The organism is Pseudomonas sp. FW300-N1A1 (genome assembly GCF_058789115.1).
Genome location: NZ_JBYTBK010000009.1, coordinates 42,359 through 59,526, shown reverse-complemented (window position 1 = coordinate 59,526; position 17,168 = coordinate 42,359). Strand labels below are relative to the sequence as shown.

10 protein-coding genes are annotated in these 17,168 nt (G+C 60.8%); 5 read left to right on the top strand and 5 right to left on the bottom strand.

Annotated elements, in window-relative coordinates; translation table 11 throughout:
- The 3 genes from AC3WQN_RS09015 to AC3WQN_RS09005 all read right to left on the bottom strand — a co-directional run bounded on the left by AC3WQN_RS09015 (position 1) and on the right by AC3WQN_RS09005 (position 7,518).
- Positions 1 to 1,374 (bottom strand): DUF3999 domain-containing protein, encoded by a 1,374-nt coding sequence (locus AC3WQN_RS09015; protein WP_103399753.1) that lies wholly within the window; start codon positions 1,372 to 1,374, stop codon positions 1 to 3.
- Positions 1,371 to 4,940 carry a DUF2339 domain-containing protein gene (locus AC3WQN_RS09010; RefSeq protein WP_103399752.1) on the bottom strand — a complete coding sequence of 1,190 codons (3,570 nt, stop codon included), beginning with the start codon at positions 4,938 to 4,940 and terminating at the stop codon, positions 1,371 to 1,373. Before AC3WQN_RS09010 ends, AC3WQN_RS09015 begins: the two co-directional genes overlap by 4 nt.
- A 127-nt stretch (positions 4,941 to 5,067) precedes the next feature.
- Entirely contained in the window at positions 5,068 to 7,518 is a 2,451-nt protein-coding gene (locus tag AC3WQN_RS09005) for a glycogen/starch/alpha-glucan phosphorylase (protein ID WP_103399751.1), read from the bottom strand.
- 216 nt (positions 7,519 to 7,734) lie between these two features.
- Between AC3WQN_RS09005 and AC3WQN_RS09000 the strand changes: the two genes are divergently transcribed.
- A complete protein-coding gene (locus AC3WQN_RS09000) occupies positions 7,735 to 8,169 on the top strand; it encodes a YkgJ family cysteine cluster protein (RefSeq protein ID WP_095077963.1) in 435 nt (144 codons plus the stop codon).
- Between the two features lie 221 nt (positions 8,170 to 8,390).
- Here AC3WQN_RS09000 and typA read toward each other — a convergent pair whose 3' ends face one another.
- Both typA and thiI read right to left on the bottom strand, forming a co-directional pair.
- Positions 8,391 to 10,211 carry a translational GTPase TypA gene (gene typA, locus AC3WQN_RS08995; protein ID WP_103399750.1) on the bottom strand — a complete coding sequence of 607 codons (1,821 nt, stop codon included), beginning with the start codon at positions 10,209 to 10,211 and terminating at the stop codon, positions 8,391 to 8,393.
- Positions 10,212 to 10,350: 139 nt separating this feature from the next.
- Positions 10,351 to 11,805: a tRNA uracil 4-sulfurtransferase ThiI gene (gene thiI / locus AC3WQN_RS08990; RefSeq protein WP_103399749.1), complete on the bottom strand. Its 1,455-nt coding sequence runs from the start codon at positions 11,803 to 11,805 to the stop codon at positions 10,351 to 10,353.
- A 331-nt stretch (positions 11,806 to 12,136) separates the two neighbouring features.
- Between thiI and glnA the strand changes: the two genes are divergently transcribed.
- The 4 genes from glnA (at position 12,137) to ntrC (ending at position 17,086) form a co-directional block, all read left to right on the top strand.
- Entirely contained in the window at positions 12,137 to 13,543 is a 1,407-nt protein-coding gene (gene glnA / locus AC3WQN_RS08985) for a glutamate--ammonia ligase (protein WP_095077959.1), read from the top strand.
- 202 nt (positions 13,544 to 13,745) lie between these two features.
- On the top strand, positions 13,746 to 14,252 hold the full coding sequence (locus tag AC3WQN_RS08980) for a DUF4124 domain-containing protein (protein ID WP_103399760.1): 507 nt from the start codon (positions 13,746 to 13,748) through the stop codon (positions 14,250 to 14,252).
- 315 nt (positions 14,253 to 14,567) lie between these two features.
- Positions 14,568 to 15,653, top strand: coding sequence for a nitrogen regulation protein NR(II) (glnL, locus tag AC3WQN_RS08975; RefSeq protein ID WP_103399747.1), 1,086 nt, complete (start codon positions 14,568 to 14,570; stop codon positions 15,651 to 15,653).
- The gene (gene ntrC / locus AC3WQN_RS08970; RefSeq protein WP_095077955.1) at positions 15,650 to 17,086 is read left to right on the top strand and encodes a nitrogen regulation protein NR(I); all 1,437 of its coding nucleotides are present in this window, start codon (positions 15,650 to 15,652) and stop codon (positions 17,084 to 17,086) included. Before glnL ends, ntrC begins: the two co-directional genes overlap by 4 nt.
- Positions 17,087 to 17,168 lie beyond the last annotated feature (82 nt).

Below are 17,168 nucleotides of genomic sequence, written 5' to 3'. Positions count from 1 at the left end.
TCAGGACTTGGCAGGCGGCTTGCGCAGCAAACTGAACGCCATCGCCGCCAGGAACACTACGCTCAGCAACAACACGGCCCACAAGCCGATTTTCTTCCAGTTCGTCGCCAGGGCAGCCGACGGCGCCAGCTCTGTCGCCTGCGTGACGGCAACCCCGCCATCCACCGACGCCTGCCCCAGAGTCGTCAGGCGCTCGGGCCGGTAATCAGGAATCAGCGTCGCCAGCGGCAAATTCGCCGCTTTCACCGTCGCATTGCCCAGCGCCAGGGTGTACGGCCCGGCTCCTCGTGCAAGGAACACCAACTGCGTCGAGCGAACGGCATAACGCACCTTCGGCGCCTCGGCCCCCAATCCGCCGCCACGCTCATCCACGGTCAGCTTCAACTGTTGCACGACATGGCCGGGCACCTGCAATTGATTTTGCACCACGTCCTGTCCGTTCTGTGTCAGGCGATAGAGCAGGCCGCTGCTCAAGGTCTGCCATGGCAGGCTGGTTTCTCGACGCCCTTCCAGGGTCACCGGTGCCAGGCTGTTGGCCTCGCCCAGTTCGACCTCGACACGCTCCACCCGCAGGCCCATCGGCAACTGCCAGGTGTATTCACCGTACCTCAAACGGCTACCGGACAACGGCCCGGACCAGACCAGGGGTTGCGAGACCGCACTGGAGCTGGCGCTTTTCAACTGCACCGAGGTCAATGCCGGGGCCGTCTCCGGGGCTTGCCACAACAGGCGCAAGTAACGCGCGCGCTGCCCTGGCAAAGCGACTTCGTGCTGTTCGACCCGCTCATCAGCAAATGACAATCGCGCGACCTGCCCTTCTCCCCACCCGTGCCACCGCTGCAGGTCGTCGCTGGCCTCGATGCTGAAGCGCTGGAAGCCATCGCGTTCACTGGTCCAGTCTAGGATCAACTGCTGCAAGGGTGCCTTGATCGCGCTGGCGTCCAGCAACCAGCCACGCAGCACTTCTTCGCCGGCCTCCAGCTGACTGGATGGCTGAACCTCCACCAGCGTGCCATTGGCACTGGATTGCACCCGCACGCCTGGCACCCCGTCACGAGCATCGGCGCTGTCATACAGCGGGAACCACTTCACCTCATTCAGCACACCCTCGTCGCCATCCGGTGCCTGCTCCCGCGCCAGTGAATAGGCCTGTGCTTCACCGTTGCCGTTGAACACCCGCACATCACCCAGATCGGTCTGGCGCGCACTCAACTGCACGTCCAGCGGCAGCGACAGGCGATACCAGGGCCCTTCGCCGCTCAGGCTCAACGGCACTTGCGTGGTGAAGTCCGTCGGCACTTCCTGTGCCTGGACCGACAATGCCATACAGAATCCAACAACACCCAGCCAGCCCGGGTTCAACTTCATGTTCAAGACGACGCTCCTTCAGATTCATTGCCCGGTGCCTGCGCCCCGGGTGCAGCATCGACACGCTTGGGTGGCAACGGGGCGAAATAGCCCACGACCAACAACAAGACACCCACGCCGATAAACGACACGATCCGTGCCAGCCCGCCACGGTTGCTCAATTCAACAAAGATCAACTTGGCGACTACCAGTGCAATCAATGCCGCCCCCACCAGCCATACTTCCCGACGATGACGCAGATGCCCGCCAATCATCAGACTCAAGGCAATCAGCGTCCAGACGATCGACAGTCCCGCCTGCACCAGCATCGACTCCAGCAAGGCATCCAGTTCGAACGGCACCCCTCCCCACTGGTGAGCACTGCGCATCACCAAGGCCGTGAAGAAGACGAACAGCGAAACCCCGGCCACCCCCTCAGTCGCTGCTGCGGCGTAGGGCAAGCGAATCGACAACTGGTCAAGCGCACTGCGCGACCAGGCATATACGCCGAACAAGGCAAACAACAGGCCGATTTCCAGTGGATTGAGCAACGGCACATAGGGCAAAGGCTCGGCCGTGCCATCACTGGCGATGTTCGCCAACCAGAACCAGCCGAGCATCAGCAGTGCCAGCGGCAGTGCGGCATACACGCGGTACTCGCGGGCATGGGCCGACACCGGCCACGGCCAGGCGCGAGGCGCAGCCATCAGCAGCAGATACAGGCTCGGCAGAATAGCCCAGCCCAGCCAGCGCCAGGCGTTGTACTGCTCGGACAGCACCAGCAGGCCATAACGCAGCTCCAACGCCAATACCGCGATCAACAACCAGCAGCCCAGCACATGGGCCGTGCTCGACACGCGTGGCGGGAGCATCGCAGCCATACGCCGCAGCGAGATGAAATGCACCGCGAACACCGCCAGCCAGGCCAGCCAGCCAAAGTCGGCAGCCGGGTGATAACGCGAATGCCAGGCCGCGACCAGCACCAGCGACGCGACGGGAACCAACAAACAGCCAAGAATGCCCAGCGACGGCCACTTCAAGCGCAACGCCAGCCACGCCCATAGCGCGACACTCAATGCCGAGAAACCCAGCAACAGCGCGGCCTGCAGGTGCAGCGGCGCGAACCGCAGCACCTCGGTGACCACGGCCAACGCCCACCAGGCCGCGCCCCACACCAGCAACAGTTCGGACAGACGACCTAGGCTCAATGCATCGAACGCGCTGGCGTGCTGGCCAAACTGCAAGCGCCAGGCGCCCACCATGGCCGCCAGACCCAACACCATGGGCGTCCAGAACCCGCTATGGCCCAACGGCCGCAAACCTTCACTGAGCAGCGGCCCAAGTAGCCCGGGAGCGGCGACCAGAAACGCCACCCCACCCGTCACCTGTAACAACAGACCGAAGACAAAGCTCACACGCTGCTGCAAGTACAGGCTCAACCAGATGATCAACAGACCGCTGGCGGCCCACACCGCACTCGCCGTTTGCCATGGCAAGACGAACAGCACCGCCAGGTTGATCAGCACCAACCCGGCCAGCAACACCAGCGACAAGCCCCGCAGCAGGCGTACATCGCTGCGCACCATGTCATCGCGAGCGGCGAACAACATGCCGCCGATCAGCGCCAGGCCGATCAGCGAAGCCGTCATCAGTCCACTCCAGCCGGCGCCGAGCACGGCCGTCGAATCGTCGCTGGCGCCATGCAGGCGCAGCAGAAACAACACACCACCCAGCAGTTGCACGGCAAACGCTGCGAACAGGAACGTGCGCGATTGCAAGCGCAAGCCGACGAACAAAGTCACCAGGCCGGCCAGCGCCCAGCTGATCGCCGTGCCGTGGGTGAAGAAAAACAGCGGCGCCAGCAGATAGAGAAAGGTCAGGCCGGCGCAGGCCAACACCGGCAAACCCTTTCTTTCCCAGGCATGGGTGTGCTCAGGGGAGGCGCTGCGCAACTGATAGAAGCTGAACAGCAACGCCGCGCCGAGCATCAACGCACCCAGCGGTGGGCCGTCGAGCAGGCTGCCGCCGCCGAAACCCAGTTCACTGAGGAAGGCCAGCGCCGCCCCCAGTTGCAGCAACAAGGCAAAGGCCCGGGCCAATGGCCGATGTTGACGCAAACCGAGCCAATAGATCCCCGCCCCCTCCACCGCCCAGGCCGCCGCGGTCCAGCGCGCCTCCAGCGCCAATGGAATCGCCAGGCTGGCGAAAATCACCCCCAGTGCCAGGCAGGTTTCCGCCAGCAACAAGGCACGGCCACCACTGAGCAAACGCGCCAGCCCCATGTAGACGAAGCCCAGCACCAGGGCGCTGAAGGCGGTGGCGAACTCCAGGTGTTGAACCAGCGCAAACTGCAGGCCGAAGCCCACCAACGGCGGGCCGAACAGCATCGTGCCGTCGACATGATCGCCCTTGCTTGCCGACCAACGCAGCAGCGCCTCACGGCTGTCATCCTCTGGCCCGTCACTCAGCGCCTGCAATTTACGACGGGCGAACAACAAGCCAATGCCCAGGTACATCAGGAAAAACAGGATCAGAAACGGCTCGGTGCTCCACAGCAGTTCCGGCGTATAGGAACGCAGGCCCCAGGCGAAACCGATGCCGAAGGTGCCGGCAAAGCCGATCAGGTTCAGCAGCCTCCAGGCCTTGAACCAGGCAATGGCCAGGATGCCGGCATTGAGCAGGGCGAAATAGCTGAACAGCGCGACATGATTGCCGGCGCCGGTAGAGGTCAGGATCGGCGCGGCAAAGCCACCCAGCGCGGCCACGCAGGCCAGGGCCAGGGAGTCCTGAGTAATGGCCAGAATCGCCGAGAACAGCGTCACGACCACCAGCAGCCCCAAGGCCGCCGTCGGGTCGAGCAACGGGTGCAAGCGCATGGCGGCGAACACCGTCAGGTACAGCACCGCGATCCCGGTACCCTGCAGCATCAGCGCGTACTGGGTGTTGCGTCGTCGCAGCCACCAGCCCAGGCCAAGCAAGGCCAGCGCAGCGGCGGCAACGCCGGCGTAACGCAGTTCAATCGGCACCACCATGCCTTCGGTGGCGTAGCGCAGCAGGAACGCCAAGCCGAAGAACAACAGCACCACGCCGACCCGCAGCACGGTATTGCCGCCGAACAACCAATTGCGCGCCGCCGCGATGCCGCGCTCGATCAGATTCGGCCCACGGGGTTCGGCGGGGGACTGCGGTTGAACGGGTTGTGCAGTCCAGGGATCGACCGGCTCAGGGGTGATTGCGGTCTGTACCGTGGCCATTTCGGGCGGCAACTCCCAGACCAGCTCCTGCATCGCAGGCACGGCTTCCGACAGGGGAGCTTGCTCAACGACGATTTCGGATGAAGGCGCTGGCTCAGTGGCGGGTGTTGCACCCGTGCCGCCGGTTTCGAGCAAGGCAAGCCGCTGCTCGACCGCGCCCAGGGCCACCTTCGCCAGCTCCAACTGACGCCGCTGCTCGCCCGCTTGCGCATTCAGGCGCCGCAGCACAAGCGTCTGGCCGATACCCAGGCCGATCAGCGCGCCAATGAACGCGTCGCCGAAGGACTCATCCAGTATCCAGCCCAGCCCCCACCCAATCAGCATGAACATCCATTGCATGGTCGATATCCCTAAGCGGCCCATGGCAGGGCGAATCCGGGCAGTCCCGCGACCCGGTGCAACTGTTGCTTAGTATATCGATCCGGCCCAACAACCGTTGGGCCGGGGCGCAAAATTGTTACACCCCCTACTCCAACGCCTTCCAGATATCCGTGGCGTACTCGCGAATGGTCCGGTCAGAGGAAAACCAGCCCATTCGCGCGCTGCTGAGTACCGCCGAGCGCCACCACGCCTTCGAATCGTGCCAATGGGCGTCGACCCGCATCTGCGCGGCCCAGTAAGACTCGAAGTCGGCGCAGACCAGGAAGCGGTCGTATTCGATCAACGAATCGATCAATCCGGTGTAGCGCATTGGATCATCCGGCGAGAACACCCCGCCCCGGATCGCTTGCAGGACATCGCCCAGCCGATGGGAAGCGGCGATATCCGGTGCGGCATGAAACTCGTGGTTCTGTTTACGCGCTTCGACCTGCTGGGCGCTCAGGCCAAAGATGAACATGTGTTCGGCACCGATGCGCTCGCACATTTCCACGTTGGCGCCGTCCAGGGTACCGATGGTCAACGCACCGTTGAGGCCGAATTTCATGTTGCTGGTGCCGGAGGCCTCGAAGCCAGCGGTAGAAATCTGCTCCGACAGGTCGGCCGCCGGAATGATGCTCTCCGCCAAGCTGACGTTATAGTTGGGCAGGAACACCACTTTCAGCAGGCCGCGCACCGTCGGGTCATTGTTCACGGTACGGGCGATGTCGTTGGTCAGCTTGATGATCATCTTGGCCTGTTGATAACTGGCCGCCGCCTTGCCGGCGAAGATCTTCACCCGCGGCACCCAGTCCACTTCCGGCTCGGCACGAATCGCCTGGTACAACGCCACGGTGTGCAACAGGTTAAGCAACTGGCGCTTGTATTCATGAATCCGTTTGACCTGCACGTCGAACATCGCCGCCGGGTTGACCGCAACCCCGAGTCGCTCATGGATCAGATAGGCCAGGGCCTTTTTGTTGTGCAGCCGCTGCTCGGCGAACTGCTTGCGGAACGCAGTTTTTTCGGCAAACGCCTCCAGGCCGGACAACAACTGCTCCGGATCATCCAACAGCTCAGGGCCCAATGCATCGACCATCATCGAGGTCAGTTCGGGGTTGGCCTGGTAGAGCCAGCGGCGAAAGGTAACGCCATTGGTCTTGTTGTTGATGCGTGTCGGGTACAGCTTGTGCAACTCGGAAAACACGGTTTCGCGCATCAGCTGGGTGTGCAGGCCCGACACGCCATTGACACTGTGGGAGCCCAGAAAGGCGAGATTGCCCATGCGCACCCGCCGGCCGTTGTCTTCTTCGATCAACGACACCGCGCGCAGCACGTCGAAATCGTGGATGCCCTTGCCTCGCAGCGAGTCGATGTGCTGGGCGTTGATCAGGTAAATGATCTGCATGTGCCGGGGCAGCATCCGCTCCATCAACCCCACCGACCAGGTCTCCAGGGCCTCGGGGAGCAACGTGTGGTTGGTGTAGGACAAGGTGTCGACGGTGATCTGCCAGGCCGCCTCCCACGCCACGTCATACACATCGACCAGTTGACGCATCAGTTCGGCCACGGCAATCGAGGGGTGGGTGTCGTTGAGCTGGATCGCCGCATGATCCGCCAGGGTCAGCACCGAGGTGTGCATGTTGCGATGGCGGCGCAGCAGGTCCTGCAGGGACGCGGCGACGAAGAAGTATTCCTGGCGTAGGCGCAGTTCCTGCCCCGCTTCGGTGCTGTCGGCCGGGTAAAGCACCCGGGAGATGCTTTCGGCGCGAGCCACTTCAGCCACGGCCCCCAGGTGGTCGCCGGCATTGAAGCGCTCCAGGTGCAATTCTTCCATGGCCCGCGCCCGCCACAGGCGCAAGGTGTTGACGCTCGCCCCGCGCCAGCCGACCACTGGCGTGTCATACGCCACCGCCCGCACGGTCTCCACAGGCGACCAGATCTGCTTGCTCTTGCCGTTGGCATCGACAACGGTGGCGACGCTGCCGCCAAAACCGATCGGGTAGATCACCTCTGGCCGCTCGAACTCCCAAGGGTTGCCGAAATCCAGCCAATGCTCGGTCTGCTCCTGCTGCCAGCCGTCGACAATCGCCTGGCGAAACAATCCATGCTCGTAGCGAATACCGTAGCCGTGGCCGGCGATACCGAGGGTCGACATGCTTTCCATGAAACACGCCGCCAGACGACCGAGACCTCCATTGCCCAGCGCCGCGTCCGGCTCCAGCAGCCGAATGCGCTCCAGGTCCACGCCCAGCTCGGTCAGGGCTTCGCGGGCAACGTCGAGCAAGCCGAGGTTGCTCAGGCTGTCGTAGAGCAGGCGACCGATCAGGAACTCCAGCGAGAGGTAGTACACCCGCTTCTGGCCCTTGCGGTAGATCTGGCGCGTGTGATCCATCCAGTGCTCGACCATGTGATCACGCGCCGCCAGGGCGATGGCTTCGAACCAGTCATGGTCGAAGGCGTGATCCGGGTCCTTGCCCACTGCATAAGTGAGTTTGGTCAGGACGGCTTCGCGGAATGCGGCCACCTCAGCTTCGCGAACAAGTGGTTCTTGAGTCATCGATAGGACCTCGGGCGAGCATGGAATTGACTGAGCCTAGACGGTCTGACAAACGGCGCAGGCGCTGGTTCGGGTGTTTTACGCAATGACCTGAATTGAGCGGTTCAGGGGCAAAAGGATGCAGGGGCCGTGCCGGAACCTTGAAAAAGTTGTTCAAAAAACCACCAATCCCGTATGATCCCGCGCCCGGATACAACGCTACCCCTTGGAAACCTGATGAAGCCTCAACTGATCGCCGCCGCGGAACTCGACCGTCTCGAGACCTGGCAGAAATACTCCAGCCATATGTGCGGCGGCTGCGTGTCCAGCTGCTGCACGCTGCCGGTCGAGGTCAAGATCAAGGATCTGATCCGCATCGGCATCGTTGATGAGTTCGAACGCGGCGATCCGCCGAAGAACATCGCCAAGCGCCTGCAAAAGGAAGGGATCGTCGAGCGTTACAACCAGAAGTCGGAAATCTTCACGCTCCAGCGCATGAGCAACAACGATTGCCTGTACCTGGATCGTAAGAGCCGTTTCTGCACTATTTATGACAAGCGCCCGGATACTTGCCGCAACCACCCGAAAATCGGCCCGCGGCCGGGGTATTGCGCGTACAAGCCAAAGGAAGTGGTACGCGAGACCAAGCTACGGACACTCGATAAGTTCTGATCGGGGTTTGATCCGAAGCCTGTTACCTGTGGCGAGGGAGCTTGCTCCCGCTTGAGTGCGCAGCACTCACAAAATCGACGTTAGCTGCAAATATCCTGGGGCCGCTACGCAGCCCAGCGCGAGCAAGCTCGCTCGCCACAGACATCGCACAAACCCCAGACGAACAAAAACGCCCCCGACCGCAAGGTCGGGGGCGTTTTTTTGTCAGCTAACTAAATGACTTAGTTACCGGACTTCTTCGCAGCGCGGGTACGCTCGCTTTCGCCCAGGATCTTCTTGCGAAGACGGATGGACTTAGGAGTCACTTCACACAGTTCGTCTTCTTGTACGAACTCCAGAGCTTGCTCCAGAGTGAACTTGACAGGCGGAACCAGTGCGATGGTTTCGTCTTTACCCGAAGCACGCATGTTGTCGAGCTTCTTGCCTTTAGTCGGGTTCACACCCAGGTCGTTGTCGCGGCTGTTCAAGCCAACGATTTGACCTTCGTAGATGTCCTGGCCGTGTTCAACGAACAGCTTGCCACGCGCCTGCAGGGTCTCCAGCGAGTAGGTCAGCGCCTTACCGGTCGCTACCGACACCAGTACACCGTTCTGACGGCCGGACATGTCGCCGGACTTCATTACGTCGTAACGGTCGAAGATCGAGGTCAGGATGCCGCCACCGGAGGTCAGGGTCAGGAACTCGTTACGGAAACCGATCAAGCCACGAGCCGGGATGTTGTACTCAAGGCGCACACGGCCCTTGCCATCCGGAACCATGTTGGTCAGGTCGCCCTTACGCAGGCCCATTTGCTCCATGATCGCGCCCTGGGATTCTTCCGGCAGGTCGATGGTCACGTTTTCGTACGGTTCGTGCTTGACGCCATCAACCATGCGGATGATCACTTCAGGACGACCAACACCCATTTCGAAGCCTTCGCGACGCATGGTTTCGATCAGTACCGAGAGGTGCAGCTCACCACGGCCGGAGACCTTGAACTTGTCAGCCGAGTCGCCTTCTTCAACGCGCAGTGCAACGTTGTACAGCAGCTCTTTGTCCAGACGTTCCTTGATGTTACGGCTGGTGACGAACTTGCCTTCACGGCCGCAGAACGGCGAGTCGTTAACCTGGAAGGTCATCGAAACGGTTGGCTCGTCAACGGTCAGCGGCTTCATCGCTTCGACGTTCAGTGGGTCGCACAGAGTGTCGGAGATGAACAGCTGGTCGAAGCCGCTGATGCAGACGATGTCGCCGGCAGCTGCTTCTTCAACGTCGATGCGGTGCAGACCGTGGTGACCCATCAGCTTCAGGATACGACCGTTACGGCGCTTGCCGTCGGCGTCGATCGCCACAACCTGGGTGTTCGGCTTGACGCGACCACGAGCGATACGGCCAACGCCGATAACACCCAGGAAGCTGTTGTAGTCCAGTGCCGAGATTTGCATCTGGAACGGGCCATCGCGGTCGACTTTCGGCGCAGGTACGTCGTCGATGATCGACTGGTACAGCGGAGTCATGTCTTCAGCCATGTTGGTGTGTTCAAGACCAGCAATACCGTTCAGGGCCGAGGCGTAGACGACTTTGAAGTCCAGCTGTTCTTCGGTAGCACCCAGGTTGTCGAACAGGTCGAAGATCTGGTCCAGAACCCAGTCCGGACGCGCGCCTGGACGGTCAACCTTGTTGATGACCACGATTGGACGCAGGCCGGCTTCGAAAGCCTTCTTGGTCACGAAACGGGTTTGCGGCATAGGGCCGTCTTGAGCGTCAACCAGCAGCAGAACGGAGTCAACCATCGACATTACGCGTTCAACTTCGCCGCCGAAGTCGGCGTGGCCCGGGGTGTCCACGATGTTGATGTGGTAGCCGTTCCAGTTGATGGCGGTGTTTTTCGCCAGAATGGTAATACCGCGCTCTTTCTCCTGGTCGTTGGAGTCCATCACGCGCTCGTCGTTGAGCTCGTTGCGCTCCAGGGTGCCGGATTGACGCAAGAGTTTGTCTACCAGGGTGGTTTTACCATGGTCAACGTGAGCAATGATGGCGATGTTGCGTAGATTTTCGATCACTTGTGTATCTCGATCAGAGGATTCGGTGTGCTGACAAGTCTTGGCAGCGATTTACAGTAGAGTCAGGCCTTGCCGTTACAGCTTGACGGCAGAGTCGGGGGGCCGGTGACGCAGGCCACAGGCATACAGCCCCGGGCTCTTAGCTCGGTCGATAAACGCGCACATTGGCATGCCCCTCACTGAGCAAATGGTGGGCATGCAGGCGACTCATCACGCCTTTGTCGCAATACAGCAGGTACTGGCGAGTAGGGTCCAGTTCCTTGAAACGAGCGTTCAGTGCATAAAACGGCATCGTTTGTACCTCGACGCCAGCCAATTCCAGCGGGTCGTCTTCAGCGGCATCCGGGTGACGGATATCGATGACGATCTGACCGGCCAGCGCTTCGCTGACTTCTTCAATCTGCAAGTCCTGGCCCAACTCGTCGATCACCCGATCGATCGGCACCAGTTTGGCGTTCTCGAGCGCACGCTCGAGCACGGCCATATCGAATTCTGTCTCTTCATGCTCCACGCGCGGACGCTTGGCGTGGGTCTTGGGGTTCACCGAGATGACCCCGCAGTACTCCGGCATGTGCTTGGCGAAGTCGGCGGTGCCGATTTCGTTGGCCAGATCGATGATGTCCTGCTTGTGACTGGCGATCAGCGGGCGCAATACCAGCTTGTCGGTCACGCAGTCGATCACCGACAGGTTCGGCAGCGTCTGGCTGGAAACCTGGGAAATCGCCTCACCGGTGACCAGCGCCTCGATGTCCAGTCGATCCGCGATTCGGGACGCAGCGCGTAACATCATACGCTTCAATACTACGCCCATATGACTGTTATCGACTTTACCGAGAATTTCTCCCAGCACTTCCTCGAACGGCACACTGACAAATAACACGCGCTGGGAGCTGCCGTACTTCTTCCAGATGAAGTGCGCGACTTCCATCACGCCCAACTCGTGGGCACGCCCACCGAGGTTGAAGAAGCAGAAGTGCGCCATCAGCCCGCGACGCATGATCTGGTAGGCCGCGACAGTGGAATCGAAACCGCCGGACATCAGTACCAGGGTCTGTTCCAGCGCGCCCAACGGATAACCGCCGATGCCGTTGTGCTGGTTGTGAATCACGAACAACCGTTTGTCGCGAATTTCGATGCGGACTTCGATTTGCGGCTCTTTCAGGGAAATCCCGGCGGCGCCGCACTGACGACGCAGCTGGCTGCCGACGTATTTCTCGACGTCCATCGAACTGAATTCGTGCTTGCCGGCACGCTTGCAGCGCACCGAAAAAATCTTCCCGGTCAGCGCCTCGCCGAAGTGCTGCTTGCACTTGGCGACGACGTCGTCGAAGTCGCCCAGCGGGTACTCGTCGACCTGCAGGAAATGCGCGATACCCGGCATGCAGCTCAGGCGCTCAGTCATGTCCTTCAAGGCTTTGGGGTCGGTGACGTGCGTTTCCAGCTCGAGATTGTCCCACACACCGTTCACCACCACAGCCGGGTCCAGATCGCGGAGCACGGCACGGATGTTCTTGGCCAACTGACGGATGAAACGCATCCGTACCGGGCGGCTTTTGATGGTGATCTCGGGGAAGACTTTTACGATTAGTTTCATGAAAACAGCGCGCGCACGGCCAGCCGAAAAAGGGGGGCGCGGATTATAGCGGAAATTGCTCAAGGTTTAACCAGTTAATATGCAGAAGGTTTTCGATGCACCAAAACGGGTCATTTACGGCAGATGGCGCTACATTAGAGGGCGCTATTTTTCGTATTTCAGCGATTTGCGCCTTTATAAGCGTGATATTGGGGCAGAAAACCCAAGTCGGGGCACTGGCATGCAATTTGCTCCCTTGTGAGGCAGGTTGCCTTGGCAGAGTATTCGCGCCGGCATCACCCACATTCCAAGGGCTATCCATTACTAAGCCCGAAGCCACCCGGAGGACACTATGTCGAAGTCGGTTCAACTCATCAAAGATCATGACGTCAAATGGATTGATCTGCGCTTCACGGATACCAAAGGCACTCAGCACCACGTGACCATGCCGGCTCGCGATGCGCTGGATGATGCTTTCTTCGAAGAAGGCAAAATGTTCGACGGTTCCTCCATCGCCGGCTGGAAAGGCATCGAAGCCTCCGACATGATTCTGATGCCGGACGACACCACTGCCGTCCTCGACCCGTTCACCGAAGAGCCGACCCTGATCCTGGTCTGCGACGTGATCGAGCCTTCGACCATGCAAGGCTACGACCGCGACCCACGTGCGATCGCCAAGCGCGCCGAGGAATACCTGAAGTCGACCGGTATCGGCGACACCGTATTTGTTGGTCCAGAGCCAGAATTCTTCATCTTCGACGAAGTGAAGTTCAAGTCCGACATCTCCGGCTCGATGTTCAAGATCTTCTCCGAGCAAGGTTCGTGGATGTCCGACCAGGACGTGGAAGGCGGCAACAAAGGCCACCGTCCAGGCGTCAAAGGCGGCTACTTCCCTGTTCCGCCGTTCGACCACGACCACGAAATCCGTACCTCCATGTGCAACGCCATGGAAGAGATGGGCCTGGTCATCGAAGTTCACCACCACGAAGTGGCGACTGCCGGCCAGAACGAAATCGGCGTGAAGTTCAACACCCTGGTTGCCAAGGCTGACGAAGTCCAGACCCTGAAGTACTGCGTACACAACGTTGCTGATGCATACGGCCGCACCGCGACCTTCATGCCTAAGCCTCTGTACGGCGACAACGGTTCGGGCATGCACGTTCACCTGTCCATCGCCAAAGATGGCAAGAACACCTTCGCAGGCGAAGGCTATGCCGGCCTGTCCGACACCGCCCTGTACTTCATCGGCGGCATCATCAAGCACGGTAAGGCCCTGAACGGCTTCACCAACCCGTCGACCAACTCCTACAAGCGTCTGGTCCCAGGCTTCGAAGCGCCGGTCATGCTGGCCTACTCGGCTCGTAACCGTTCCGCTTCGATCCGTATTCCTTACGTGTCCAGCCCTCGCGCTCGCCGTATCGAAGCCCGCTTCCCGGATCCAGCAGCCAACCCGTACCTGGGCTTCGCTGCACTGCTGATGGCTGGCCTGGACGGCATCCAGAACAAGATCCACCCTGGCGACGCTGCTGACAAAAACCTGTATGACCTGCCGCCTGAAGAGGCCAAAGAGATCCCACAAGTTTGCGGCAGCCTGAAAGAAGCCCTGGAAGAGCTGGACAAAGGTCGTGCGTTCCTGACCAAAGGCGGCGTTTTCAGCGACGACTTCATCGACGCTTACATCGCCCTGAAAAGCGAAGAAGAAATCAAGGTTCGTACCTTCGTACACCCACTGGAATACGAGCTGTACTACAGCTGCTGATCCAGTAGCGCCTGCGCAAGCAGCGTGCCCCTAAAGAGGCCTCCTTCGGGAGGCCTTTTTTGTGGGCTCAATCCAGGCACCTTGATAGAGCGCCTGTTGTATCGAGAAACGCCGGGAAACCATGTGCAACCCTTTCGCGACTTGGGCCAGCCACCCGGCCTGCCTTATGCTGCGAACCAACACCTGCGCATTGGTTGACCTTATGTCTCGCGGTTCTCTGTTGATGTTGCTGCTGATCGCCCTGCCCGCCACTGCACAGATCCATGTGTACACCGACGCTCACGGCAACACCGCCTACAGCAGTCGGCCACCCGATGGCGTGGAAAGCCAGGTGATTGAACCTGCGCCCATGAACACCCTTTCGCTCCCGACATCACCCACCACCGTGCAAGCAGCCCCGCGCACCGAGAACACCCGCGCGTACTCGACACTGGAACTGACCGGCCTGCCCACGCACGAAGCCCTTCGCGCCAACAACGGCACCTTCACCGTTGATGTGCGGATTGAACCGCGCCTGCAGGAAGCCCATCGACTGCGCCTGTTGCTGGACGGCCAGCCCTATGGTCAACCGAGCAACGTACCGCGCCTGCAACTGGTCAACATCGACCGTGGCGAGCACAGCCTCGCCGTTCAGGTACTGGCGGGAGACACCCCGGTGCAACAGAGCCCCGCGATCACCTTCAGCCTGCAGCGGGCGCGCAAACCCTGACGCTCTGACAGGCGGCGATCCGTAACCGCCTCGAAGAAAAAACCAAAATCTTCTTTCTTCTGACGTCATCCAGGTTTACGCACTATATTGGTGCGATTGGTTGCACTCTTGTCACATGACAACCCATTTTGGTTCGAAAATACCCGGCAAAGCTGGCATAGCGCCACGCAACCGAACTTAAAACGCCCGTTTCAGGGGTTTGTTGCTTCTTTTCGGAGCCTTGGTTTGGTTTTTGCATTTTCCTCGCATCAGCGATTTATTCGCGCGCGCAATCCGGGACCGGCCCCGGATTGCCTTGCTCCAAAAGAGGTCCTAATGACCATCAGCGACGCACTGCACCGCTTGCTACTCGACAACCTGACCACCGCGACCATTCTGCTCAATGCCGATCTGCGCCTTGAGTACATGAACCCGGCCGCGGAAATGCTCCTGGCCATCAGCGGCCAGCGCAGCCACGGCCAGTTCATCAGCGAGCTGTTTACCGAGTCGACCGAAGCCCTGAACTCCTTGCGCCAGGCCGTCGAGCAGGCGCACCCGTTCACCAAGCGTGAAGCGATGCTCACCGCCCTGACCGGCCAGACCCTGACCGTCGACTACGCCGTGACACCGATCCTGAGCAATGGCACCACCCTGCTGTTGCTGGAAGTACACCCACGCGACCGCTTGCTGCGTATTACCAAGGAAGAAGCGCAGCTGTCCAAACAGGAGACGAGCAAAATGCTGGTGCGCGGCCTCGCTCACGAGATCAAGAACCCACTGGGCGGGATTCGCGGCGCGGCCCAGCTGCTGGCTCGCGAGCTGCCGGAAGAAAGCCTCAAGGACTACACCAACGTCATCATCGAGGAAGCCGACCGCCTGCGGAACCTGGTGGACCGCATGCTCGGCTCAAACAAGCTGCCGTCGCTGGCCATGTGCAACATTCACGAAGTGCTGGAGCGCGTGTGCAACCTGGTCGAGGCCGAAAGCCAGGGCTGCATCACATTGGTGCGCGACTATGACCCGAGCATCCCGGACGTGCTGATCGACCGCGAACAAATGATCCAGGCGGTACTGAATATCGTGCGCAACGCGATGCAGGCCATCAGCAGCCAGAACGAGCTGCGCCTGGGACGAATCACCTTGCGCTCGCGCGCCATGCGCCAGTTCACCATCGGCCACGTACGCCATCGCCTGGTGACCAAGATCGAGATCATCGACAACGGCCCGGGCATTGCCGCCGACCTGCAGGAAACCATCTTTTTCCCCATGGTCAGCGGTCGCCCGGACGGTACCGGGCTGGGCCTGGCCATTACCCAGAACATCATCAGCCAGCACCAGGGCCTGATCGAATGTGACAGCCATCCAGGCCACACCACGTTCTCGATCTTTCTGCCACTGGAACAAGGAGCCACATCGACATGAGCCGTAGTGAAACCGTGTGGATCGTCGATGACGACCGTTCTATCCGTTGGGTTCTGGAAAAAGCCTTGCAACAGGAAGGCATGACCACGCAAAGCTTTGACAGCGCCGACGGCGTCATGAGCCGCCTGGCACGCCAGCAACCGGACGTGATCATCTCTGACATCCGCATGCCCGGTGCCAGTGGCCTGGACCTGCTGGCCCGGATCCGCGAACAACATCCACGGCTGCCCGTGATCATCATGACCGCCCACTCCGACCTGGACAGCGCTGTCGCGTCCTATCAGGGCGGCGCATTCGAGTACCTGCCCAAGCCGTTCGATGTCGACGAAGCGGTATCGCTGGTCAAGCGCGCCAATCAGCATGCCCAGGAACAGCAAGGGCTGGAAGTCGCCCCGACCCTGACCCGCACGCCGGAAATCATTGGCGAAGCGCCCGCCATGCAGGAAGTGTTTCGCGCCATCGGGCGCTTGAGCCACTCCAACATTACCGTGCTGATCAATGGCGAATCCGGTACCGGCAAAGAACTGGTGGCCCACGCCCTGCACCGCCACAGCCCACGGGCGACCTCACCGTTCATCGCCTTGAACATGGCAGCGATCCCCAAGGACCTGATGGAGTCCGAGCTGTTCGGCCACGAGAAAGGCGCATTCACCGGTGCCGCCAACCTGCGGCGCGGGCGCTTTGAACAGGCCGATGGCGGCACCCTGTTCCTCGACGAAATCGGTGACATGCCGGCCGACACCCAGACCCGCTTGTTGCGGGTACTGGCGGACGGTGAGTTTTACCGGGTCGGCGGCCATGTGCCGGTCAAGGTCGATGTGCGCATCATCGCGGCGACTCACCAGAACCTGGAAACCCTGGTGCATGCCGGGAAATTCCGTGAAGACTTGTTTCACCGCCTGAACGTGATCCGCATCCACATTCCACGCCTGTCGGACCGTCGCGAAGACATCCCGACCCTGGCCAAGCACTTCCTGTCCCGCGCCGCGCAAGAACTGGCGGTAGAGCCGAAGCTGCTGAAAAGCGAAACCGAGGAATACCTGAAGAACCTGCCATGGCCCGGCAACGTACGCCAACTGGAGAACACCTGCCGCTGGATCACGGTGATGGCTTCGGGTCGCGAAGTGCATATCGGCGACCTGCCGCCAGAACTGCTGAGCCTGCCGCAGGATTCGGCGCCGGTGACCAACTGGGAGCAAGCGCTGCGCCAGTGGGCCGACCAGGCACTGGCACGCGGTCAATCGAACCTGCTCGACAGCGCAGTACCCAGCTTCGAACGGATCATGATCGAAACCGCCCTCAAGCACACCGCAGGCCGCCGTCGCGACGCCGCCGTGCTACTGGGCTGGGGTCGCAACACCCTGACTCGCAAGATCAAGGAGCTGGGGATGAAGGTCGATGGCGGGGATGATGACGAGGGGGATGAGGGCTAAACAGCCTTAATCTCTTGTCGGCACTTTAGATCCATTCGCGGGCAAGCCCGCTCCCACATCAGGTTTGCGCAAGCCTGTGGGA

Coding starts and splice junctions, on each gene's coding strand:
- AC3WQN_RS09010 (WP_103399752.1), bottom strand. CDS start 4,940: ATGCAATGGATGTTCATGCTGATTGGGTGGGGGCTGGGCTGGATACTG.
- AC3WQN_RS09005 (WP_103399751.1), bottom strand. CDS start 7,518: ATGACTCAAGAACCACTTGTTCGCGAAGCTGAGGTGGCCGCATTCCGC.
- AC3WQN_RS09000 (WP_095077963.1), top strand. CDS start 7,735: ATGAAGCCTCAACTGATCGCCGCCGCGGAACTCGACCGTCTCGAGACC.
- thiI (WP_103399749.1), bottom strand. CDS start 11,805: ATGAAACTAATCGTAAAAGTCTTCCCCGAGATCACCATCAAAAGCCGC.
- glnA (WP_095077959.1), top strand. CDS start 12,137: ATGTCGAAGTCGGTTCAACTCATCAAAGATCATGACGTCAAATGGATT.
- AC3WQN_RS08980 (WP_103399760.1), top strand. CDS start 13,746: ATGTCTCGCGGTTCTCTGTTGATGTTGCTGCTGATCGCCCTGCCCGCC.
- glnL (WP_103399747.1), top strand. CDS start 14,568: ATGACCATCAGCGACGCACTGCACCGCTTGCTACTCGACAACCTGACC.
- ntrC (WP_095077955.1), top strand. CDS start 15,650: ATGAGCCGTAGTGAAACCGTGTGGATCGTCGATGACGACCGTTCTATC.